Consider the following 20754-nt stretch of genomic DNA (forward strand, 5'->3'; position numbering starts at 1 on the left):
CTTAGTAAGCTAGACCCATACTGCGAGTTGTTTCTGCGCCCAGGTAAACCCGGATGCTCAAAAAGTCAGTGGGGCAGGCAGTTTCGCATCTCTTGCAGCCTACACAGTCTTCTGTACGAGGTGAAGCAGCTAGTTGAGCAGCCTTACAGCCATCCCAAGGAACCATTTCCAGTACGTCAGTTGGGCAAGCGCGGACACATTGGGTGCAGCCAATGCAGGTATCGTAGATTTTTACGGTATGTGACATTGAAAAAACAGCTCCTTTCCAGTGTTCTTTTCTGTGAAAGAATCATAATCAAGGCATAGTTTACCGCAGTCGCTTATACGCCGTAAGTAAAAGGCTACATAACTTCAAACAATGTAATAGGCACTTGGAAAAACTAGCTTTTACGGGATATCTCTCTTTCCTTGTAAATCAGCCACTTCACAGGCTCGTATTTACCCTGACCACTATTCTCGCTGAAATTTATTTGTAAAGATATGTGAAGGATAAGTTGAGTTTGTGAACTACCCACACTGACTTGGAGTACCAAGTACAGAGTCGGCTTCTGTAATCACGGGGGAATGCCCAAACCTAGACTTTCGTCCAAGTTTAGGACTTACTTCCCCTCCTACAGCAGAGACGGCTGAACCTTCCGCCTTGATCATTCTGATGCCTTCGGCTCTAATATTTATGGCTGCATTTCCATCTCTATCATGATGAGTGCCACAATGAGGACAAGTCCATTCACGGACATCCAAAGGCATCTCACCAATCTGATAGAAACAATTAGAGCAGAGTTTGGAACTGGGAAACCATCTATCAATCTCAACCAACTTTCCACCTTTGCGTTCTAGCTTATAGGCTAAAAAATTGGTGAATGTTCCCCATCCTGCATCAGATATTGATTTTGCCAATTTGTGGTTACGAACCATGCCCTTGACATGAAGATTCTCTACGATGACAGCTTGGCTATCGCTGACCAACTTATAACTAAGTTTATGTAGAAAATCCTGCCGCGAATTACTAACTCGCTCGTACACTTTGGCAACAACTTTTCTATATCTATTTCTTGAATTACTCCCCTGATGTTTACGGGCTAATTTCTTCTGTTTACGCTTGAGGTTTTTTTCATGCTTGGCAAGGTGTTTAGGATTATTGTACTTAGAAATCTTTTCACCATCAGTTACAACAGCAAAGTGCTTCAACCCTAAATCAATACCGTAAATCTTTCGCTCTGTAATAGCAGGTTTTTCACCTTCTACTTCAGTCAGAATAGATGCAAAGTATTTACCTGATGGAGTTTTACATACAGTTACAGTCTTGATTTTCCCCTCAATTAGCCTATGTATTTTGGCCTTGATTATCCCAATATTACCTGGGAGTTTGATATTGCTATCGACAATTTTGACGTTTTGAGGATACTGAATCGACTGTTTACCATGCTTGGATTTGAACTTAGGGAATCCAGCACGTTTCTCAAAAAAGTTTTTGTATGCTGTAGTTAGATTAAGTGTTGTAGCTTGTAAAACTTGGCTATAACAATCAGCCAACCAAATAGTATCTTCTGCTTTTTTGAGCGTCGGGAGAAATGCGTTGAGTGCTGCACGAGTCAGCCCTTTCCCTGTTTCTTTGTAAGTCTCAATTGACTTATTTAGAGCATAATTCCACCACCACCGAGCGCATCCAAAAGCTTGAGCTAATTGAATTTGCTGTTCTTGTGACGGATACAAACGAACTTGTACAACTTTGTGCAACACTTAACATCACCTCCTTGGTATACATATCTTACCATGATATATATATTCTGGTAAGCGCATAAAATAATTGTTGATTCGTCATACATCTAATATTTGTCTTTGCTATGCAAAAAATCAATATTAGATGCAATCCTTATCAACCGCCTTATATCCCGCCACTGATTCTGAGTACAGAATTCAGATGGGGGACTTACGGCGTAATAGTTAAAGATTATATACTGCTAGTTATCTATTGTACTTATCAGTATTCGTCTATAGAATACCAACATCTCTATTCTCTAGTACAAGACGGCAGAAATAAAGATACCATTCTCAATCGTTCAAAGCCTTAAAATACAGTTTTTGACTTACCCTCCGGGAAGCCGCTTTCGCGTCTATGACTTCCGCGTAGCGGTACTAGTACAGCACGGCGTAAATAGACATACCATTCAAAATCTCTGAAAACCTTACCCTGTATTCATTTTGAATTTTGAATTTTGAATTTTGAATTTTGAATTCCGCCTTGCGGTACTAGCCCCTGTCTCTAACTAAAATTATTCGCTAATATTGTCTCGATTTGATCGCTGGTGGAGTGTGAATGTTTGTGTGGCGTAAACGAGTTGTTATTGTTCCTGTTAGTTTGAGTATTGCTTTATTGCTGACTGGTTGCGCGGAAGATCAGGCTTCCCAGTGTCATCGGCTGATTCAAGTGGTAAATGAGGGAAATGCTCTAATTGATCAAAATAAAGGACAGCAGGTGATTACAAGCTGGCAATTATCTAAAGATTTAGAAGCAATCACTAAATCCTTAGACGAACTCAAGTTGTCAGATCCCCAGTTGCAGCAAGTTCAAGGCGGTTTTATGAGAGTATTTGAGAATCTGAGTCAGGCGATCGCTAAAGCATCTCAGGCACTTGGCGCAGCCAAAAATGCCGAAGCATCAGCATCCGGTAGGGAAAAACTCCAACAGGCTAGAAAAGAAATTGATACCGTACTCACCAATGCAGCTAAAACGGCTGGTAAGGACTCTGATGTACTTGTCAAGCAACTAAATCAGTATTGCAGTCAAAGGAGAGAATAACTAATGACTAAGGACTCTTGACTTTATGAAATTTTTAAAATGCTAGTAACTTTTATTACATTTTTTTAAAAATCATCCTGAATAACACCATTATCTCTAGTTAAAGGAATTATTGGTGTTAGTCAAATGATATACAATGAGTGACATAAGTCTACTGATGACTGGTGTGTTGACTGGCAATCCAGCATCTGTGCCTGATCAGTTCCCTGTGCAGTCTCCTATTCAATCAGATACAGTAGGGCAAAACTCAATACAGGAGTCATTTCCAACATTTCCCCATGCTGACATTACACCACCAGAATTTCTACAGGTGGATATGGGGAAACTCTATGGCTGTATTGATGATCCTAGTAAAGCTGATGCAGAAAACCTCGCCATTACTTATGATCAATTCGCCGCAGGTTTAGAAACTTGTCTCCAGCAAATCGATGAATTATTGACTAACAATATAGATAACACTATCGAGCTAGAGGATTTCATCTTACTGCAACGCTTGCAAAATGAGGTTGAGTTGGAACTAGTGCAATTACAGCAGCGTCTAGCAGTAGGCGTTGGCGCAGCCTCTCGTAGAGATGGCGTTCCGCCCACCGTAGGCGATTGCGCGGAGCGCAGTGCCGGAGGCAATCGCAAAACTAACGAAATAGCAGCATAGCAATTTTCTACAACTACCAATTAAATAATTCGGGAATCAGCGCAAGGTAGATTGTAATCTACCTAAGAGCTAGGACAAGAGCGAAATTCAGCTGCATAAACTTATCGCAAGTTCTTAGTAGTAGTTTTTACATCTACTGAGAACTTATTTTTCTAATCTGGCAATTCTAAATCATTGAGGAGAGGTGATAAGCTCAGTTTTTCATCAAAAAGTAAGGGTTTTGAGGTTTCTTAATTCTCGCGAATCAAATAAGATTACTTGTAGATGTGCTTTCAGTAATTTTCTAGCTATACTAGCTACTTAGAGTAGTTCACTAAACAATTTTGGATGAGTGATTTTATACTGCAAAATAAAATATATAAAACCCTATAAATCAGGTTGTGTAAATTGTTGACCCTGTTTTATAGAACACTTAAGATAATCTGTATATTTATCATCACTAAATCAACTATTCAATAGTACAAAGACAATCCCCATTAATCAAATATCTTGCGAGTAATTAGCTATGACAGAGCAATTGATAGCCAAAGTTTTGCAGGTGTTAAGCATAAATATGCGGTGGATGACTTGGAATTTATTCCTCGCTGTTATCCCTCTGCTATTAAGCATTTGGCTATTTCGCAATAACCGGAGACGCCCTTGGCTATGGTGGTTAGGATTTTTAGTGTTCTATGCCTTTTTACCAAATGCCCCCTATTTGTTAACTGATGTTATTCACTTCATCCATGATATCCGCACAATCCAATCTGTGTGGCTGATTACATTAGTGCTAATTCCTGTATATTTAGTAGTGATTCTGGGTGGATTTGAGGCTTATGTTATATCTTTAATTAACTTAGGTCACTACTTACACCGCATTGGTAAAAGCCATTGGATTTTATGGGTTGAGTTAAGTACTCATGCTCTTTGTGCAATTGGTATTTATTGGGGACGTTTCTTACGTTTTAATAGTTGGGATTTTATTACTCAGCCAGATGCTTTATTAACTAGAGGTGTCGAGGAGCTTTTAGGAAAACAGCCGTTGATTATTATTGCTATCACTTTTTTGGTACTCTTGGTTTTGTACTGGATTATGAAACAAGTAACTCTTGGTTTTGTGCGTAAAAAAAATACTAAAATAGAGATAGAATCAGGAACAACAAATAATTTTTAGTTAGGGACTTCCAGATAAAAAAATATCTAAACTGTAGGGTGCGTCAGTGCGATAGAACCTAACTATACTCAGAAATTATTCATACTGACGCACCCTACCCAACCATTAATTGCAGATAATTTATTTTTTGGTGTTCCCTTAGCTGATAAAGACCTTATATTGTATTTTTTATGCCTAAAGTCTTTACTAGAAACTTGAATTTTCTGGTTCATGGGGAATAGTGACTGTTGACATAAAATCCCCTTGCTTGCTAGCCTTCATAGCATCAAAAGTACCTTTGATAGTGCCGGCAATGGGAACAGCCACTAATGTTCCCAATAAACCTGCTATTTCATATCCCATCAAAATAGCTACAAAAATCCAAATAGGATTTAGTCCAATAAAGTTGCCGAGTAACTTGGGTGCTAAGAGATTATCTTTAATCTGCTGCATGATAATTGCTGCTAGGGCAACTTGGACAGCTAACCACCAATTTTGTAGCAGCACCAAAAGAGTTACTGTCCCAATACCTAAAGCAGCCCCAATAAAAGGAATAAGTTCAGAGATACCAATAAGGATGGCAAATAATAAGGCAAAGGGTACTTTGAGAATCAAAAATATTGGGGTGAGGACTACAACCATGAATAGTCCTAGTAATATCTGACTGAGAAAGAAGTTTTGGAAATTGAGATGCAAAGACTTAGCGAAGGGGATTCTGAATTTAGAGGGTAGAAGATTGATTAAACCATACCAGACGCGATCGCCATACAACAGCATATAAAATGCTAGTACAACTACCAAGACAAAATTCAGCAATCCTGAAAGTAACGTTCCCGCCACCCCCACCGCACCGGAAGCCAACTGCTGTACAACGTTCTGAATGCTGGCGTTGATTTGATTACTCAGCACCCTCAAATCAATACGTAACTGTCGCTGTTTAGCAAACGCCTCCAATTGCACTAAATTAGCTTGACTCGCAGTTAACCAATCAGGAATCTTATTTAATAATTGAATTGTTTGGTCAATGACTATTGGTACTAGAGTGACACCCAAAATTCCGAAAAGAGTCAAGGTGAAGAGTAAAACAATGATTACAGCTTGGGTACGAGTAATTCTAGCCTGTTCAAAGAATTTCACTGGATAATTCAGCAAGAAGGCTAAAATCGCCGCAAAGCTCAAGATAGTAATAGGGTGCTGAAAGTAGCCGAAGAGTACAGATAACAGCCAAACATTCAGAGCGACAATAGGGCCACTCAGACCATAGAATAATAGACTTTGAAGGTATGCCGAACGGCGCATCTGACGCAATCGATTTTACTACTCCTATAGTCAATAGATATTAGTCACCTGTCACCTGTCCCCAGCCTTTTTAAATAATAAGGAAGTAAATTAAGATGGATAAAACCATAGCCGACCTTCGCAAAGACTATACATTGGAAGGTTTGAGTGAAACAGAAGTTGATCCCAGCCCTTTCGTACACTTTAAAAAGTGGTTTGAGCAGGCACTAGCCGCCCAACTTCCAGAACCCAATGCGATGACTCTAGCCACCACTACGCCAGATGGGAAGCCATCAGCGAGAATGGTACTGTTAAAAGATTTTGATGAGAGGGGTTTTGTTTTCTTCACCAACTATAACAGTCGTAAAGGACAAGAACTAGTAGCAAATCCCCAAGCAGCTTTGGTTTTCTGGTGGGCAGAATTAGAACGTCAAGTCAGAATTTTAGGAAGTGTAGAGAAAGTTTCGGAAACTGAATCAGACTATTATTTTGAAAGTCGTCCTGGTAAAAGCCGTTTGGGTGCATGGGCTTCTAATCAAAGTGAAGTCATCCCCAACCGAGAAGTTTTAGAACAACGGATGCAGGAATTTCAGAGTAAATATGAAAACCAGGAAGTCCCCCGTCCCCCCCATTGGGGAGGTTTTCGGTTAATTCCTACAGAAATTGAGTTTTGGCAAGGACGCTCTAGTCGTTTGCACGATCGCTTGCTTTATACTCCTTTAGAGACAGGCACTTGGAAAATTGAGCGTTTATCACCATGAGAGAGTGCTGAGTGCTGAGTGCTGAGTGCTGAGTGCTGAGTAGGGAGTAATGAGTAGGGAGTAATGAGTGGAGAGTAGAGAGTAATTAGTGGTGAGTAGGGAGTCAGCGAACCTACGGAGGTTGATTTTATCTGTCTTAATGGCCATATCGTCAAGATAATCTAATCGCTCATTACTCATTACTTACTCATTACTGATTACTCAGCACTCAGCACTCAGCACTCAGCACTCATTACTATTCTGCTTTAGGTGCAAACTGTAATTTGGGATCGGGCATAAAGGTATATCTCAGATATATGCCTCCCCAGATAAATAAGATAATTAGTAACGCACCAATTCCTAAAGGACTAGGTAGCCAGAATACTACTTCTATGTGGTTCAGTTCACCGGGTTGGAGTTGCCATACTAATTGCTTGCCTTTTTTCTCTGGTTCGACAGCATTTTCAGCGACTGGAACACTTTTAGCACCCCAAGGAGTGTTTAAGGCAAATTCTAAATTGAGAATAGAACCAGCATCGGCTAAGACGTTACCTTTACTAGCAATTAAAGCTAGCGATCGCAAGTCTAAATCATAAATTAATTTATTCCGTACTACTAATAAAAAATTATTCTGGAATAAAAGTAAATTAGACTCAATTTTTGGTAGTTCTGAATTACCCTCTGTTGTGTCAGCGTCTGTTTTTTCCTGGTTATGAGAATTAAAAAAATCATTAAATTTGGTTTGCAATTCTCGACCATTACTAAAAGGAATTGTCACCACTACTTCTTCTCTAGAAATGCGTCTGGCTTTACCTTCTAGCTTGCGAGCGCGTTTTTCTATACTGTTTAACCATTCATAAACATAATCACCACTAAAACTAGTCAGTCTTTCTTCTAACCTAATATGCTGTACCAGTTCTCCACTATTAGAGTTATTAAAATTCACTCCCACATCGTACTGAACACAACCAGACAATAGCAGTGATATCAAAAATACCAAAGGCAGAATCTTGCGACCCACTAATTTAAATGGTCTACTTAACACTGTTAAACTGGTTCTCAAAATAGAATAATTCATTAAATCCACTCCTCTAAAAAGTTAAATAAATTCACCTAGCGTGAACATAGAGGCTATATTTCTCCGTGTCTCTGTGTCTCTGTGGTTAAAAATATCTTAATTTAACCACAGAGGCACAGAGGCACAGAGACAGGAATACAATTCTTTTGACTTTTGACTTCACGGCGGAACTAGCCTCTGTTCTGCTAAGTCCTAAAATCCTTGCCAAACCAAGTAAGAAATAGTCAACCCAATGGCAATTAATGCTACCCAGATAAAGCGATTATCTTTTGTATTGACCTGACTGAGATCAACTAATTCTCTTTCGGCTGGTGCTTTGCGTTGAGAAGATTGGCGAGGCTTGGGAGGTATAAGGATTTTGGATTCATTATCAGATAGTGCGCCTAAATCGGGAATCTCGGTCATCCAATTACTGGGTCTTTTCAGCTTTGGTGCTTGCAGGATATATACTAACTGGCGTGCTTGATCACGAGTTTCTGAGTAGGGATGACGACGGAGTTCTTGGCAAAGCGCGATCGCATCTTCTGTTCTTCCGGCTGCTTCATAGGCTGTGACTAACCAAATACCTACTTCACCCCCCAAACGAGAGTTCCGTTCCAATAAATCCTTTGCTTTTTCCAGATTCTCCACAGATTCTCGATATTTGCCATTTTCAAAGGCAATTTTACCTGCTTGATATTTAGTTCTCGCTAGTTCTAAAGTTTCTGTATTCACCACTGTTTACCAACCAATCAGCACTCTTTTTATTTTGCCAAGCTTTACTTGATAACTGTTCACTGATTTAAGTCTCCCTTACACCACTACACCCCATCAACTAAACTGAGAACCTAAAATCATCGTCCCAATACCAACATCGGTGAAGATTTCCAGTAGTAGGGCGTGGGGAATGCGTCCGTCGATGATGTGTGCTGCACGTACCCCTTGGGCAAGCGATCGCACGCAACAATTAACTTTGGGGATCATCCCGCCACTGACTGCACCACTCACAATCAATTCCCGCGCTTCCCGAATATCTACTTTCGGAATTAAGGTTGAGGGATCTTTATAATCTTTTAAAATCCCTCTGGTGTCAGTCAGTAAAATCAACTTTTCTGCCCCCAACGCGGCAGCGATTTCTCCGGCGATGGTATCGGCGTTAATGTTATAAGCTTGTCCTGACTCATCAGCCGCAACGCTGGAAACTACGGGAATATAGCCATTACTAGAAAGAGTTTCTAAAATTTTGATATTAACGTTACTGACTTCCCCCACGAAGCCAATACCTTCTTGACCTTGGGGACGGGCAGTAATCAAGTTACCATCTTTACCACACAACCCCACAGCCAAACCGCCAGCTTGGTTAATTAACTCAACAATTTCTTTATTAACTCGACCTACTAGCACCATTTCCACAACATCCATTGTGGCGGCATCTGTGACACGTAGACCGTTTTTAAATTGTGGTTCGATGCCCAGTTTATCTAACCAACTGTTAATTTCTGGGCCGCCACCGTGGACTAAGATTGGCCGCAAGCCGACGCAAGACAAAAAGACAATATCGCGGATAACTTGGCTTTTTAGGGTGCTATCTTTCATGGCAGCACCACCATATTTAACAACAACGGTGCGTCCGGCGAATTGTTGAATATAAGGTAGTGCTTCGCTGAGAACACGCACCCGCGTAGCTTCAGTTTGCCTGATGTACTCAGTATCGTTAACCATTGTGAACAGGAGTTGAGACTTACATATTTATGCAAGTCAGTGTAAAAGAATTTTTACCCAGTCACAATCTCTTATTACATATCTTTGGGGACAGGTGATAGGTGACAGGGGACAGGTGACAGGTGACAGGTGATAGGTGACAGGTGACAGGTGACAGGTGACAGAGTAGACAAGGTAGAGAGTAACTCATGCTCAATGACTAATGACCATTCACTGTTGACTTTTTTAACACACTAGGAATTGCCGCCATTATTTTGTCAGCAATTTGTTCTGGTGTTTCTCCTTCCATTACAGAAATTCGCAGATCAGCTTGGGCGTACAGTGGTGTACGTTGTTCGAGGAGCGATCGCAGTTTCCCTTGGGGATCAGCATCTTGCAGTAGTGGTCTTGTGGTATCTTCAGCTAAACGGGTATAAAGTAATTCTACTGGCACATCTAGCCACACAATTAAACCGTGATGTAAATAACCCCAGTTTTCTCGCTTTAAAACAATACCCCCTCCTGTAGCAATAGTCAGCTTGGTATAGGCACATACTTGTCCTAACACATCACTTTCTAACTGACGAAATGCTGCTTCTCCTTCCTCGGCAAATAGTTGGTTAATAGATTTTTTTGCAGACTGGGCAATTACACTATCAGTATCAATAAATCCATAACCTAATTGCTTGGCAAGTAATTGACCTACCGTGGTTTTACCAGCCCCCATCATCCCGATTAGGTATAGATTGACCCCTTGTAACAAACTACTCACGCTACTTTAAAGCTCCGTTTTTAGACGACTTTCTCGTGTATGGTTTTGGCGGCGTGCTGTCAACATGGTCTGCATTAATAAGCAGTCTTCTTGTTTGGCACTTAATTTAAAATTTTCCTCTATTAGTCGCTCAATTGTATACTCAATTAATATGGGAGTTTGAGCAAATTTCCCTGCTTGCTGTTCAATTAGAGAACGCTTTTGTAATAAATCTACTGCTTCCAGGATTAATCTTTGTGATAGTCGTGGCGATAATCCTGGTATGATATTTTCTTGTAACTGACTTACTGAAACAAAATCTTGATTAATAGCTAGCCAATACAGCACATTTTTTTCTATCGGCGATAGGCGATTAAATTGTTGATCTAAAATTAAGCGCATATCTCCGAATACAACAGTACCCTGGTTCAGAAATTCTGCAATGTTGCCACCAAATAATTCTTGAGTAGCGGTGGCTACTAGTTGTAAGAATAAGGGATTACCTCCATACCAATCAAGCAATATTTGTGATTCTTTCTCCGAAAGTTCACTCAAACCTTTACCTTGGAGAATTGAGAGGCTTTCTTGTTTCCCTAGCCCCATGATTTTCCAGGAGCGAACAGGTAATTTTTCACCTTCTAAAGCTGCAATTTCTGGTGTTTTCTCTCGACTAGTCAAGACGAAACAGCTTTGATGTTGCGATTCTCCTATCCGGCGAATTAATTCTTGATAAATCTCATGTCCTGGATGGTATTTAATTGGCGATAAAAGAGAAGTAATTGCCGAATTGTCTTGACTAGAATTACTGGTTTGTGTGTATTTATTTTGACTAGCTAAAACTGAGTCAAAATTATCCAACACAATTAAACAGCGAGCAGAACGCAAACAATCTATTAGTTGCGAAAGTTTATGTTCTACTGTATCGGCAATTTTAAGCTCTAGCTTCGGGGATAAAGCAGTAATAAGTTCATCTAATATCTGCTCTAGGGTAGGTGCGAGACGTAGCGATCGCCAGATAATATACTCGAAGTCTTGTTGCATCTCTTGGGCTAGTTTAACAGAAAAAGCTGTTTTCCCTATTCCAGCCATGCCCAAGATTAGCACTAGCCGACAATGGTCTTGTAAAATCCACTGTTTAATTTTTGTTAGTTCTGTAGTTCGCCCCTGAAAATTACTAACATCAATCGCTGCACCCCAATTAATGAGAGGTGTTGATTTAATTTTAACTAAGTTAGTTTCTAGTTCTTTTTGACTTTTTTTATTGCTGTCAACTGGTTGTAATAACAACCTATCTTTTTTGTATCCTGCTTTTTCTAACAAATAAGTGACACGACTCCAATTCTTGACTTTGATTGAGTATCCAGCTTGCGTACTCAACATTTCTTCTATATATTTATACAGCCCGTTAGACAAATAAACTCTGACTGTACTACTACTCCGACTTTGATAAACTACACTAGCAATTTCTGCGGGGCTACATCCACATAATAATCCTCTAAGGAATTTCTTTTCTACGGGAGTAAGAGCCTTACCTTTATTGGATGCTAAATCTATGTATAATTTTTCTAACTCCCAATTATTTGTTGCCTCTAGAAATTCCTCTATTTGATTGGAATTAAATATTGTCATTACTGGTTTATATGTATTTAATGTAACCTTGGCAATATATTAGCGATTCTTCTATAAAGTCAGAATAAATCACAGATAAATTTATAACGAATTTCCTAACTTTTGTTAGGTGACTATCTAGTGATTAATTAGATATGGTTAGGCTTAATGGAAAATTTATATAGCTTGTCTGAAACTTTAAGTGAAACAGTTTCGTCAATCTTGACTATGATTACTCTATCTTTTCATTGAATGTTTCACTGGTGCATATTACTGAGTCATATAAGGCACGATAAGAGAATAGTTAACTCTAATAATGACAGCAAATCGAAGTGTAAAAAATGACTAATTTTGCATAATTATTAACCGGCTTGATCAATTCACCGGTTGGGGCTTAAAGAAGACTGCATATTTCCCGATCATTAGCCCAAATCTATTAATGTGGTGTGTAATGAGGCATCAACCATGACTCGAATTCGTGACGTTGTGCAACAGGCTTTAGTAACTGGCTATCTGACGGTTGAAGCAGAAAATCAATTACGTTATTTATTAACTACTCAGTATGATTTAGAAGATTTAAACGCCTTCATGACTTTACAAGAAGCAGCCATGAACGGCAATGTCAAGCAAGAATCCCGTGAACAGTGTAGAAAAGAGAGGAGACAATGGGGAGTAGAGAGTAGGGTTTGACACTCTCCGGGCTAAATCTACGGAGATTCTCCTCATCTACCTACGAGGTTTATCATCTTCAGAATCATCATCTTCAAAGAAACTCCAGTCCTCATCCTCCTCATTGTCGGCATTGTTAGTTGGTGGTTGATTTGGTGGTTGATAAGGCGGAATGATGACTCGGTAATCAGCATCGTAAACTGATTCAGACTTACCTGCGGCGGTATTTTTTGGCTCACGGTAACTATAGGAATAGGTAGAACCAGATTGAGAACCCGTTTTGCTTGGTTGTGGGCGTTCGTAATTAGTAGAGTCTCGAACTGGCTCACTTTCAGAACTAGACTTAGGTGCTGGGGGTGACTGTTGATCAAAATTCCAGTCATCATCTGCACTGTTCTTTTCCCAATCATCAAATTCGTCGTCAAATGTCTCTTTCCTGGCTGGCTCTGCTTGGCTTTTTGGTGGTGGAGTGTATGGTGCAGATGTAAATTCTTCTCGACTCTTAGCTTTGCTACGCCTAGAAGTTGTATTTGATGAGGAAGGAATTTGGCGTGGCTCGAAATAATTAGATAATTTATACAAACTAGTAATTAATAAAGATGTACCAGCACCAGCAGCCGTGCTAAACAAAATCCACATTGCCAAGGGTAATGGCTGGCTTCGCATACCTAAAAAGACTAGCGATAGCACAGGCGACCAATTTTGAACTAACAATAGTGTTAGTCCGCCCATGATTGCTATTAACAGAATTAAACGAATTACAGCCATAAACAAAGGGACTGGGGACTGGGGAAAAGAAAGCAGGGGAAGCAGGGGAAGCAGGGGGAGAAAAATACAATGCCCACCCACTCACTACTCATTACTCATTACTCATTACTTACTACTCAGCACTCTTTTACTTTTAACTTATTTGTTGCCTTCCCAACGTTGAATAGGTATGCAATCAATATCTAGTTGATCTAAAACACGAGCAACTACAAAATCAATTAAGTCCTCGACGGTTTGAGGGTTGTGATACCAAGCTGGAATAGCAGGGACAATGCGGACTCCAGCCTCTGCTAAAGTTGTTAAATTTCGCAGGTGAATTAGGCTAAAGGGAGTTTCACGAGGGACAACAATTAACTTGCGTCCCTCTTTAATTTGAACATCGGCGGCTCGTTCTAGCAAGTCGGTACTCAAACCGCCAGCTAACTTGGCGACGGTACTCATACTGCAAGGAATGACAATCATCCCCAAGGTGCGAAAAGAACCACTGGCGATATTTGCTCCGACATTACTCCAAGGGTGACAGCGTAGCTTACCTCCAAGAGCAACTCCAGCTTGTTCGCGCCAGAATTGCTCTTGCTGATTTGGGTCTGCTGGCATCCGAGTATCCTGTTCGGCTTGCCAAACCATGTAACTTGATTTAGAGGCGACTAATTCAACTTCATAGTCTGCTGCCAGCAGATATTTAAGGGCGCGAACGGCGTAAATCAGGCCAGATGCTCCTGATACGCCGATAATTAGGGGTTTGCTATGATATGTCACCGGTGCTTAACAAAAATTTACTCTTCCTCAGCATAAGGGTCTAAATCATCTGACTCAAGATCGTTACGTAGGTAGATATCCGGCATATCACCATTTACATTACCAACACCTAAGCCTTTAACTAAGCCATCGCTACCAACGGTGACTAAATCTATTTGTTGGCGATAGTAATCGACGCTTTTCACTTGGACGGAGACGCGATCGCCTAATCTATAGGAAGCACGATTTTTCCTGCCAAATAGTGCCTGTTGTCTAGCGCGATATTCATACCAGTCATCTTTGAGGGAACTAACGTGTACCAGTCCTTCTACCCGTAAAGGCACACCAGGATTACCCTTGACTTCAAAATCCACGGCTGGGACTTCAATTTCTACAAAGAAACCATAGGATTGTACGCCGGTAATCACGCCTTGAAATACTTGCCCAATGCGCTGTTTCATGAGTTGGGCTTTTTGCAGTCCGGCTAAATCGGCTTCAGCTTCTTGGACTTCTTTTTCCCTATCGTTGATTTGGATAATCACCCGCGTCAAGTCACTTTGCAGTTCTTGCTGCAATTCTGGGGGGAGGACGTTCCAGTTAATTTCCCCATGACTGTAGGAGTGGCGCAGGTTTACCCGTTCTTTCACACGGGTATTGCGGCGATCGCGCCCGTGTTCTAGTAGCTGATAGTACACTCTCTGCATCAGTAAGTCTGGATAACGCCGTAAGGGGGAGGTGCAGTGAGTGTATTGTGCTAGTGCCAGACCAAAGTGACTCCCTTTAGTGGTGCTGTAAACTGCTGGTTTGAGGGTATCTTGCAACAAATAAGTCAACACTTGCTCAGAGGGGGAGTCAGCAAAAGCTCTAGTCAGGTGTTGATAATCTAGGGGTTCAATATCTACCTCTGGTTCTAGGGATAATTCCACACCTAAGTTAATCGCTAACTTCAGCATTTCCTGTACGTCTTCCGGGTCGGGTGTACCTTGTAAACGCCAGATAGCGGGAACACCTAGGGCGTTGAGGTGGGTAGCCATTAGTTCATTAACTAATAGCACTAATTCTGTGAGTAGCGATCGCACTGGGGAATCATTAACAATCACAGCCCCCAGACTTCCTTCATCACAATAGGGGTTTTGGTTGGCGGGTAAATTTAACTGCAAGCTACCACGAGCCAGACGCACTTGTTTGATCCCTGTGCCGATACTGATGAGATTTTGGATTAGTTCTATGGCCTGTGGGGATTCTTTTTTCGCTTTACCTTGGAGAATGTTTTCTGCTTGTTGTTTGGTAATGGCTGTATCTACATGAATGACACTCGGTTGGATTTCCCATTCCAACACTGCTCCTGATTGGGGAGAAATGGTCATTAAAAACGAGATAGCCAAGCGATCGCTTTTGGGAACTAATGAACAGCGATCGGCTACGGTTTCTGGTAACATGGGCAACACTAAGTCTCCCAAATACACCGACCTACCGCGTTTGAGGGCTTCCCTATCTAAAGGTTCGTCAGGTTGGACATAGTGAGAAACATCGGCGATGTGAAAGCCTAATTGCCAATTACCAGCAATAGTTTTTTCTAAACTCAGGGCGTTTTCTATTACCTTCGTGTCACTATTGACTTCAGTAATCGCAATAGTAAATAAATTACGTAAATCGAGTTTGTTTTTCAGGTCAGCTTTCAACAGCCTTTTAGATAACTTGGCAGATGCATCTAAAATTGACTCGGAGAAAGTCCGAGATAAATCGTGTTTACAGGTAACTAAATCTATATCAGCTGCGGCTTCAGCATCACTACCGAGAATTTGAACTACTCGACCAAGGGGGGGATACTGAGCTAAGGGATAACGCAGCACTTCCACATGGGCTAGGTGGTCGAGGGCTTCCTCTAATTTCATCCCGTTAGTGAGGATTTTGAGTTCAAAGAGGAGTCGGTCATCTAAGGGAACAGCCCGAAAACCGTTTTCTACTTGTTTAATCCGTGCTAGCAAAGTGTGATTAGAGCGTTCTAAAATTAACTTTACTTCTCCTTCAGGAGAACGGCGACGACTACCTTCTTTGAGAACTCTAACTAAAACGCGATCGCCATTCCAAGCATTACTCAAATGGCTTTCGCGGATATAAATATCCTCCGCGCCTTCCACATCTTGAATAGCAAAGCAAAAGCCTTTACTAGAACAACGCAATTTGGCTTCAATCAGACCTTCTTCTGTAATGCGGCGATATTTACCCCGTTCTTTCGCCAAAAGCCCGATTTTTTCCAACACCTCCAAGGCAATGTGGAGTTTTTCTAAACTGTCTTCATCCTCGCAACCTAGTTTCTTTTCCAAAACTTTGCGAGCTACCAATTTATCATCGGTGAAATTGGCAAGGAGTGTAGCGATTGAAAATTCCATGCAGTGAACCGACCTTTGGTCAAAACATCATGTTGGTTTAATCTGGTTCTTTGCCGTATGCCCTCACGGACTACAGTATATTAGCTGGAAACGAATTGCCCTGAGGCCGAGTTCCCGACGTTCTCATAAAGGCTCATCCACCCAGGCGGGAAGATGCTATTTTACAAGATGATCCGCGTAGCTTGCTTTTCCGGAGGAGTACACTCTGACGGACTTCTCACTGCATGACAATTTCAGAGTTAGTTTACGCTTCAGTACCTTCACCTAACCAAACTCATTAAAGTAAGGCTGATTGAGAGTTTTCCCGTTAGTGTTAATTACACGACTGGTTTTGAGTCCTGGGTGGGAATGACTTTCCACATCACCCAAAAAAAGCGTCACATAGGGGAAACTACAGGTGTTTGATGGTCTAGCTTGAAGGTACTTTTACGCCATAAGACTCTGATTTTTTACTAGGAGCAACTGCCGAATTACCCAATTTGTCAGTATGTAGAATCAGTAACAAACAGGTAGCAGCCTAACAAGCAGTGAGGGCGAACCTTATCTCCATTATTGTAGATTTAGAGCGCACTTCCAGAAAATAGTTTTGGATCATGAATTGGGTAATCAGTATAGCATTAATAGTCAAGCTACTCAGAATGAGTTAACAGTGATTATCAAAGGCGATCGCAAATGTTACAGTCATGTAAAAACAGTTTTGCGATCGTCTCCAGTTCGCCAACTTGTTACCTATACGTCCTAGGCAAATCTTTTCTGAGAGCAGATTTAGCATCTACACCCATGCTTCTGTACGAGTGAAATAAAAAAATTAGCAACACCAAGATATAGTGGACTAATTATATTCATATATTGTTTACCCACAGAAAACTGAGTGGATGTAAAGTTAAAATACATTTATTAAACCACTTTAGACAAGCTTAGTCACACTCACTCAGGTTTCTCATCTGACACAATTTTTTTGACAACTTGGGTAAGATAAAAAATCTATACTGAGCAAACAGTGGCTGGGGTAAATTGGTAGTATCAACCACATAATTTCATAGACATAGATTTGGTGGCAGTATTATGTTGGCTCAATTCCAGAGCTTGTATCCCAACGGCAGTTTAGTTTCTGAACTAGTACAAATTTTTCAGGGAAAATATATTGTCCGGGCAAGCGTTCAAATAGAAGGTGTAATCCGTGCTACTGGTATGGCATCAGCCGAAAGCGTAGAAGTAGCTGAAGACAAAGCCAGAACTAGGGCATTGATGGTATTGGGAATTACCGATACGGCTCAGACATCAGTACAAGTTGCCCCAGAAGCAATATCACCAGTACAATCAGTACAAGTTGCCCCAGAAGCAATATCACCAGTACAGTTTAATCCTGTTAATACTGCCTCTCTTCCAGACACTAACTTTGACAGTAATCAGTGGTCATCAACTAGCGATGACAGTCAATCTCAAATTGACACATTTATTCCCAGTGATAGCATCCACAGCCCAGATTTCAGCTATCCAGAACCAGAAGTCAATGTAGCAGTAGAAGACTTACCATTGATGTCTGCTAAACACTCAGACAATACTGCCTTGACTGATATGCCTGCGAGTAATGTCACCCCGTTTACACCACGTAGTTACAATCCCCCAGAAAATGTAGCTCCTATATTGGGAACGGGGAAGAAAAAGAAAAAAGCTGAACCTGTTGATTTATCTGATGTCATAGCTAAAACTGATGTCGAGTTGCAGCGTCTAGGATGGACACCAGAACAAGGAAGAGAATACTTAATTAAAACCTACGGTAAGCGAGGACGCACTTTACTGACAGAAGAAGAGTTACACAGTTTCCTCAAATACCTAGAATCACAACCTGACCCCATTGCCGGGTTTTAATTCAATCATTACTTAGATGTAGGTTGGGTTAAGTGCAGCGCAACCCAACATGGATTAGGGTGTTGGGTTTCCTGACTCCCCAACCTACATTTACTAGTTAACCCACAACCGCTACTGGAGGACGGATACCAGTAGCGTGACGGTCAATCACTTGGTCAATTAAGCCATATTCCTTGGCTTCCTCTGGTGACATGAAGAAATCACGTTCAGTATCTTCGGCAATGCGCTCAATGGGCTGACCTGTGTGTTCAGCTAAAAAATCATTCAGCCGTTTCTTGTGATACAAAATTTCCCGCGCCTGAATTTCAATATCAGTTGCTTGACCTTGTGCGCCGCCTAGTGGTTGGTGAATCATAATCCGCGAATGGGGTAAACTCATCCGCTTGCCTTTAGCACCAGCACTAAGGAGAAAAGCACCCATACTTGCCGCTAGTCCAGTACAAATAGTACAGACATCAGGGCGAATGTGTTTCATTGTATCAAAAATTCCCATACCAGCAGTTACAGAACCACCAGGAGAATTTATATACAAATAAATGTCTTTTTCTGGGTCTTCAGCATCCAAAAATAGCAATTGGGCAACTATTAAGTTAGCTAAATGGCTATCAACTTGTTCACCCAAAAAAATAATCCGCTCACGCAACAGACGTGAGTATATATCAAAAGCGCGTTCACCGCGACCCGATTGTTCAATGACGATAGGAATAGTCATGCAGCTTACTTGTAGCTATTTTAAATTCTATTTTATCGATGACAACGGCTAATTGTGGTCTTTAGTCAAAGTTAGTAGATGGAGGAATATCCGTCCTTGCATCATTTCTCTGAATGTTCAGTGGGTAGAGACGTTGCAGTGCGGCATCTCTACAGGCGTTATTTCCTGCCGGATGTCTTTAAAAAAGACTACTTACATAGTGGATGCAGCAATCAGGTAATTTCATGCTTTTTACCTTTAAACTCCTCAAATAATGCCCAATGAGATGAATAACCAAATTCATCGTCACGAGATTCATATTGTTGAATCCAATTTTGGAGAAACTCAAAACTTTGAGCCTGTTCCTCTGGTGATTGGAATTTATGAGACTCCCAAGGGCGATTACGGTTGTTTTCGAGGCATCTATCAATACCGGGATTGAGAAAATAGATTTCCGTGGCGAATTCTATAGCAATTTCGATGAGCGTACTATAGCAACCTTCAATTACCCACTCAGTATTATTTTTGATAAATTGTCGTAAATCATTAGCTGTATCTTCGTGAGAACGGCGTACAGCAATTTGATTGTGTTCCCATGCAATAGTATCAAGATCGAGAACTGGAATAGCCAAACTTTGTCCAAGTTTATGTGATAGAGTGCTTTTCCCCGAACCGGAATTACCAAATATCAAAATTCGATACATTTTATTGATTTTTTAAAATTATAAATAGGAGTTATGAGTTAAAAATTTAGTTTAATTTCTAACTCATAACTCTGGAATTTGTATGTTTTAAAACTGCCGTAAAAACCGCAAATCACTGGCATACAAGCGGCGAATATCATCGATTTGGTGTAACACCATTGCAAAGCGTTCTACACCAAAACCAGCCGCAAATCCGGTGTAAATTTCTGGATCATAACCTACAGATTTCATTACATTTGGATCGACCATACCGCAACCCATGACTTCCAACCAGCGACCATTCCACTGTAAATCTACCTCAGCCGATGGTTCAGTGAAGGGGAAATAACTGGCACGGAAGCGAATGGGTAAATCGCCAAACATTGCTTGTAAAAATACTTTGATCGTGCCTTTGAGGTCGCTAAAAGCCAGCCCCTCATCAATAGCTAACAGTTCAATTTGATGAAAAACTGCTGAGTGAGTAGCATCAACATTATCTCGCCGATAAACTCGCCCTGGAGCAACAACCCGGATGGGTGGTTCTTCCTTTTCCATGTAACGAATTTGTACTGATGAGGTATGAGTACGTAAAAGATTACCATCTGGCAGGTAGAAAGTATCCTGCATATCACGGGCGGGGTGGTCAGGTGGCGTGTTCAGAGCCTCAAAATTGTAGTAATCTGTTTCCATCTCCGACCCTTGTGCCACCGTGTAGCCCATACCAACAAAGATATCCAAAGCTCGGTCAATAATGCCGTTAAGGGGATGAATACGACCTTGGGGACGGTAAATACCCGGCATGGTGACATCAAGAGTTTCCGCCTCTAGCTGTGCCTGAATTTGGGCAGTTTCTAAGGCGGCTCGTTGCTGGTCTAAACTGGCTTGTAAGGCTTCCTTGACTGTATTGGCGATCGCCCCAATTTTTGGTCTTTCTTCCGCACTCATTTGCCCCATACTCCGCAACATCGCCCCTAGTTGCCCTTTTTTACCCAGATAACTCACTCTGAGTTCTTCTAAAATTTCTAGGGTATTGGCAGCGGCGATCGCTTGTTCTCCTTCCTGCCTCAGTGCTAAAAGTTGAGCTTCTAAGTTGCTAGTCATTAGTCAATAGTCCATAGTCAATAGTCAACCAATTTTAGATTTTGCGGAAAGTTCTGTAGGCGGGGTTCCCAACCTAGGAACGCCACTTGCTACAAGCCGGGAAACCCGTCCAACGCAGTG

22 protein-coding genes are annotated in these 20754 nt (G+C 41.1%); 7 read left to right on the plus strand and 15 right to left on the minus strand.

From position 1 onward, the window contains the following. Nucleotide 1: 1 nt before the first annotated feature. Nucleotides 2–247, minus strand: coding sequence for a photosystem I iron-sulfur center protein PsaC (psaC, locus tag ACM0OR_RS20475; RefSeq protein WP_006195256.1), 246 nt, complete (start codon nt 245–247; stop codon nt 2–4). A 260-nt stretch (nt 248–507) separates the two neighbouring features. Continuing rightward, the gene (locus ACM0OR_RS20480; RefSeq protein WP_414578405.1) at nt 508–1740 is read right to left on the minus strand and encodes an RNA-guided endonuclease InsQ/TnpB family protein; all 1233 of its coding nucleotides are present in this window, start codon (nt 1738–1740) and stop codon (nt 508–510) included. Between the two features lie 577 nt (nt 1741–2317). Between ACM0OR_RS20480 and ACM0OR_RS20485 the strand changes: the two genes are divergently transcribed. From ACM0OR_RS20485 to ACM0OR_RS20495, 3 genes are all read left to right on the plus strand, one after another. After that, nucleotides 2318–2800 carry a hypothetical protein gene (locus ACM0OR_RS20485; protein ID WP_414578406.1) on the plus strand — a complete coding sequence of 161 codons (483 nt, stop codon included), beginning with the start codon at nt 2318–2320 and terminating at the stop codon, nt 2798–2800. Nucleotides 2801–2936: 136 nt separating this feature from the next. After that, the gene (locus ACM0OR_RS20490) at nt 2937–3452 is read left to right on the plus strand and encodes a hypothetical protein (protein WP_414578408.1); all 516 of its coding nucleotides are present in this window, start codon (nt 2937–2939) and stop codon (nt 3450–3452) included. A gap of 505 nt (nt 3453–3957) precedes the next feature. Then, nucleotides 3958–4605, plus strand: a complete 648-nt coding sequence (locus ACM0OR_RS20495; RefSeq protein ID WP_414578410.1) for a DUF1361 domain-containing protein — start codon at nt 3958–3960, stop codon at nt 4603–4605. 186 nt (nt 4606–4791) lie between these two features. On the opposite strand, the gene ACM0OR_RS20500 is transcribed toward ACM0OR_RS20495, so the two are convergent. Continuing rightward, a complete protein-coding gene (locus tag ACM0OR_RS20500) occupies nt 4792–5883 on the minus strand; it encodes an AI-2E family transporter (protein WP_414578411.1) in 1092 nt (363 codons plus the stop codon). Nucleotides 5884–5978: 95 nt separating this feature from the next. Here ACM0OR_RS20500 and pdxH point away from each other — a divergent pair, with 95 nt between their 5' ends. Then, a complete protein-coding gene (gene pdxH, locus ACM0OR_RS20505; protein WP_414578413.1) occupies nt 5979–6623 on the plus strand; it encodes a pyridoxamine 5'-phosphate oxidase in 645 nt (214 codons plus the stop codon). Here pdxH and ACM0OR_RS20510 read toward each other — a convergent pair. The 6 genes from ACM0OR_RS20510 to ACM0OR_RS20535 form a co-directional block, all read right to left on the minus strand. Further along, nucleotides 6615–6803, minus strand: a complete 189-nt coding sequence (locus tag ACM0OR_RS20510) for a hypothetical protein (RefSeq protein ID WP_414578415.1) — start codon at nt 6801–6803, stop codon at nt 6615–6617. The genes pdxH and ACM0OR_RS20510 overlap by 9 nt on opposite strands. A 55-nt stretch (nt 6804–6858) precedes the next feature. Continuing rightward, nucleotides 6859–7680 (minus strand): DUF3153 domain-containing protein, encoded by an 822-nt coding sequence (locus ACM0OR_RS20515; protein WP_414578417.1) that lies wholly within the window; start codon nt 7678–7680, stop codon nt 6859–6861. Nucleotides 7681–7872: 192 nt separating this feature from the next. Continuing rightward, on the minus strand, nt 7873–8394 hold the full coding sequence (locus tag ACM0OR_RS20520) for a hypothetical protein (protein WP_414578418.1): 522 nt from the start codon (nt 8392–8394) through the stop codon (nt 7873–7875). Between the two features lie 96 nt (nt 8395–8490). Further along, nucleotides 8491–9381, minus strand: coding sequence for an acetylglutamate kinase (gene argB, locus ACM0OR_RS20525; protein ID WP_190695765.1), 891 nt, complete (start codon nt 9379–9381; stop codon nt 8491–8493). 199 nt (nt 9382–9580) lie between these two features. Then, nucleotides 9581–10132 carry a shikimate kinase gene (locus ACM0OR_RS20530; RefSeq protein WP_414578420.1) on the minus strand — a complete coding sequence of 184 codons (552 nt, stop codon included), beginning with the start codon at nt 10130–10132 and terminating at the stop codon, nt 9581–9583. Nucleotides 10133–10138: 6 nt separating this feature from the next. Further along, nucleotides 10139–11740 carry an NB-ARC domain-containing protein gene (locus ACM0OR_RS20535; protein WP_414578422.1) on the minus strand — a complete coding sequence of 534 codons (1602 nt, stop codon included), beginning with the start codon at nt 11738–11740 and terminating at the stop codon, nt 10139–10141. Nucleotides 11741–12184: 444 nt separating this feature from the next. On the opposite strand from ACM0OR_RS20535, the gene ACM0OR_RS20540 reads away from it, so the two are divergent. Next, nucleotides 12185–12409, plus strand: a complete 225-nt coding sequence (locus tag ACM0OR_RS20540) for a hypothetical protein (protein WP_190695772.1) — start codon at nt 12185–12187, stop codon at nt 12407–12409. Nucleotides 12410–12445: 36 nt separating this feature from the next. Here the strand turns inward: ACM0OR_RS20540 and ACM0OR_RS20545 are convergent, their stop codons facing one another. From ACM0OR_RS20545 to ACM0OR_RS20555, 3 genes are all read right to left on the minus strand, one after another. Further along, nucleotides 12446–13156 carry a LapA family protein gene (locus tag ACM0OR_RS20545; RefSeq protein ID WP_323266737.1) on the minus strand — a complete coding sequence of 237 codons (711 nt, stop codon included), beginning with the start codon at nt 13154–13156 and terminating at the stop codon, nt 12446–12448. 138 nt (nt 13157–13294) lie between these two features. Then, on the minus strand, nt 13295–13915 hold the full coding sequence (locus ACM0OR_RS20550) for a flavin prenyltransferase UbiX (protein ID WP_323266738.1): 621 nt from the start codon (nt 13913–13915) through the stop codon (nt 13295–13297). A gap of 17 nt (nt 13916–13932) precedes the next feature. Beyond that, a complete protein-coding gene (locus ACM0OR_RS20555; protein ID WP_323266739.1) occupies nt 13933–16287 on the minus strand; it encodes a ribonuclease R family protein in 2355 nt (784 codons plus the stop codon). 586 nt (nt 16288–16873) lie between these two features. On the opposite strand from ACM0OR_RS20555, the gene ACM0OR_RS20560 reads away from it, so the two are divergent. Continuing rightward, entirely contained in the window at nt 16874–17029 is a 156-nt protein-coding gene (locus tag ACM0OR_RS20560; protein ID WP_190695783.1) for a hypothetical protein, read from the plus strand. 323 nt (nt 17030–17352) lie between these two features. Continuing rightward, a complete protein-coding gene (locus ACM0OR_RS20565) occupies nt 17353–18159 on the plus strand; it encodes a hypothetical protein (protein WP_414578425.1) in 807 nt (268 codons plus the stop codon). A 97-nt stretch (nt 18160–18256) separates the two neighbouring features. Here the strand turns inward: ACM0OR_RS20565 and clpP are convergent, their stop codons facing one another. The 3 genes from clpP to pheS form a co-directional block, all read right to left on the minus strand. Continuing rightward, nucleotides 18257–18871 carry an ATP-dependent Clp endopeptidase proteolytic subunit ClpP gene (gene clpP, locus ACM0OR_RS20570; RefSeq protein WP_190695789.1) on the minus strand — a complete coding sequence of 205 codons (615 nt, stop codon included), beginning with the start codon at nt 18869–18871 and terminating at the stop codon, nt 18257–18259. Nucleotides 18872–19083: 212 nt separating this feature from the next. Continuing rightward, nucleotides 19084–19554 carry a shikimate kinase gene (locus ACM0OR_RS20575; RefSeq protein WP_414578427.1) on the minus strand — a complete coding sequence of 157 codons (471 nt, stop codon included), beginning with the start codon at nt 19552–19554 and terminating at the stop codon, nt 19084–19086. Nucleotides 19555–19641: 87 nt separating this feature from the next. After that, nucleotides 19642–20634 (minus strand): phenylalanine--tRNA ligase subunit alpha, encoded by a 993-nt coding sequence (gene pheS / locus ACM0OR_RS20580; RefSeq protein WP_414578429.1) that lies wholly within the window; start codon nt 20632–20634, stop codon nt 19642–19644. Between the last annotated feature and the right edge of the window lie 120 nt (nt 20635–20754).

This window comes from Anabaena sp. CCY 9402-a, from assembly GCF_963920945.1.
In the GTDB taxonomy this organism is placed as follows: domain Bacteria; phylum Cyanobacteriota; class Cyanobacteriia; order Cyanobacteriales; family Nostocaceae; genus Trichormus; species Trichormus minutissimus.

What these genes read in the sequence shown, in the direction of transcription:
- ACM0OR_RS20545 (WP_323266737.1), bottom strand. Translation starts at nt 13,156, where the DNA reads ATGGCTGTAATTCGTTTAATTCTGTTAATAGCAATCATGGGCGGACTA.
- ACM0OR_RS20535 (WP_414578422.1), bottom strand. Translation starts at nt 11,740, where the DNA reads ATGACAATATTTAATTCCAATCAAATAGAGGAATTTCTAGAGGCAACA.
- ACM0OR_RS20485 (WP_414578406.1), top strand. Translation starts at nt 2,318, where the DNA reads ATGTTTGTGTGGCGTAAACGAGTTGTTATTGTTCCTGTTAGTTTGAGT.
- ACM0OR_RS20495 (WP_414578410.1), top strand. Translation starts at nt 3,958, where the DNA reads ATGACAGAGCAATTGATAGCCAAAGTTTTGCAGGTGTTAAGCATAAAT.
- ACM0OR_RS20575 (WP_414578427.1), bottom strand. Translation starts at nt 19,554, where the DNA reads ATGTATCGAATTTTGATATTTGGTAATTCCGGTTCGGGGAAAAGCACT.
- ACM0OR_RS20500 (WP_414578411.1), bottom strand. Translation starts at nt 5,883, where the DNA reads ATGCGCCGTTCGGCATACCTTCAAAGTCTATTATTCTATGGTCTGAGT.
- ACM0OR_RS20565 (WP_414578425.1), top strand. Translation starts at nt 17,353, where the DNA reads ATGTTGGCTCAATTCCAGAGCTTGTATCCCAACGGCAGTTTAGTTTCT.
- clpP (WP_190695789.1), bottom strand. Translation starts at nt 18,871, where the DNA reads ATGACTATTCCTATCGTCATTGAACAATCGGGTCGCGGTGAACGCGCT.
- pheS (WP_414578429.1), bottom strand. Translation starts at nt 20,634, where the DNA reads ATGACTAGCAACTTAGAAGCTCAACTTTTAGCACTGAGGCAGGAAGGA.
- ACM0OR_RS20555 (WP_323266739.1), bottom strand. Translation starts at nt 16,287, where the DNA reads ATGGAATTTTCAATCGCTACACTCCTTGCCAATTTCACCGATGATAAA.
- psaC (WP_006195256.1), bottom strand. Translation starts at nt 247, where the DNA reads ATGTCACATACCGTAAAAATCTACGATACCTGCATTGGCTGCACCCAA.
- pdxH (WP_414578413.1), top strand. Translation starts at nt 5,979, where the DNA reads ATGGATAAAACCATAGCCGACCTTCGCAAAGACTATACATTGGAAGGT.
- ACM0OR_RS20515 (WP_414578417.1), bottom strand. Translation starts at nt 7,680, where the DNA reads ATGAATTATTCTATTTTGAGAACCAGTTTAACAGTGTTAAGTAGACCA.
- ACM0OR_RS20540 (WP_190695772.1), top strand. Translation starts at nt 12,185, where the DNA reads ATGACTCGAATTCGTGACGTTGTGCAACAGGCTTTAGTAACTGGCTAT.
- argB (WP_190695765.1), bottom strand. Translation starts at nt 9,381, where the DNA reads ATGGTTAACGATACTGAGTACATCAGGCAAACTGAAGCTACGCGGGTG.
- ACM0OR_RS20510 (WP_414578415.1), bottom strand. Translation starts at nt 6,803, where the DNA reads ATGAGTAATGAGCGATTAGATTATCTTGACGATATGGCCATTAAGACA.
- ACM0OR_RS20490 (WP_414578408.1), top strand. Translation starts at nt 2,937, where the DNA reads ATGAGTGACATAAGTCTACTGATGACTGGTGTGTTGACTGGCAATCCA.